Source organism: Micromonospora sp. CPCC 205558 (genome assembly GCF_036902955.1).
GTDB lineage: Bacteria > Actinomycetota > Actinomycetes > Mycobacteriales > Micromonosporaceae > Micromonospora.
The window spans coordinates 1-1,260 of the sequence record NZ_JBAKHR010000064.1; the positions used below are offsets into that span (position 1 = coordinate 1).

2 protein-coding genes are annotated in these 1,260 nt (G+C 35.3%); both read right to left on the reverse strand.

The features are described from left to right. A partial coding sequence (locus V6U86_RS33265; RefSeq protein ID WP_334510517.1) for a tetratricopeptide repeat protein occupies nt 1-423 on the reverse strand: 423 nt, incomplete at its 3' end. Nucleotides 424-1,040: 617 nt separating this feature from the next. Continuing rightward, nucleotides 1,041-1,260 (reverse strand): helix-turn-helix domain-containing protein (locus tag V6U86_RS33270; RefSeq protein WP_442935045.1); only part of this gene is annotated, 220 nt, incomplete at its 5' end.

Consider the following 1,260-nt stretch of genomic DNA (forward strand, 5'->3'; position numbering starts at 1 on the left):
TTTCTTATTACCTAACTTTGCAGCCTTTTCACGAAGTTCAAAAGCTTTATTAATATTAACTTCTATTCCGCTATCTGCACGAGTATATAGATCAGCTAACTCAACCATTGATTCAGAATGGCCATTTTCTGAGGCTTTCTGAAACCACTTAAAAGCTTTTTGGAAATGTTCTAAAGAATCGTTTTTGTCATCATCTTCCATTAATCTAGCATAGGTAACATATCCATCAGCTAACCAAAACATTGCTGCTACATTTCCATTTTCTGCTGATTTAAGAGCCCAAACTTCAGCTTGATTTTCATCTGAATCAACACCATGACCATATAGATAAATCTCGGCTAATTCTAACTGAGCAGAAGTATCTCCATTTTCTGCTTTCGCTAATAAATCATTAGAAAAAACAGGTTCTGCAAATGTTTCCATTGAAAGGCAAACTCCTAAAGCCATAAAAATATTTGTTAATTTATTCAATTTTTAACCTTTAAGCTAAACTGTTAGGCTTGTATATTTTTATATCATACCTAAAAGAAAACTCTAAAATTAGAGTATGTCTTATCTCTATTTAACATAATGGGCGTTATCCGAAATCGTCTTTTATAAGTTAAATAAAATCATGTACTTAGCTATTTTACATAACCCAAAACTACCGCAAAAATCCGCTTTGGAAACAAAGCGGATTTTTTTTGAGCAAGTTTGATACTTCTTGCCAATAAAATTGGGTAAATAATGATCAAAAATAGCAATTCCATAGAGTTTTTAAGCCTTTTTTACCCAAAAGAATCCACAATTTCTGCGGATAACCATTGGGATAAATTTTGATTATTTTTTGTACGTTTTGGCTTACAGCGTTTCACGAAATTGTCTGTATCTATCCCCCGATGAAGCTCTTATGATTGATCTATATGGACAGGATGTTCAATGACTTAAAACAACAATAATAATCAGTCAGGCACCATGACCATCAGGTAGTCAGCCCTACCTATGCGCTCCATACCGAAAAATCCCGACATGACGTCGGGATTTTTTATTATCTAAACTTCTTAAATTAAAGTTGGATGAGCATCTAAAATACGAATTAAAGTCGCTGCAGGACCAGTCGGATAGCGACGGCCTTGTTCCCAGTTTTGCAGGGTTCTCGCGCTGATATGCAAACGTGCAGCAAATTCAGCCTGGGTTAAGCCTGTTTTCTCACGTACTTCTTTAATATCCGGTAATTCAAGCTCTGTGACTCGACTTGCCTTTATCTCCTTACGCTTGATG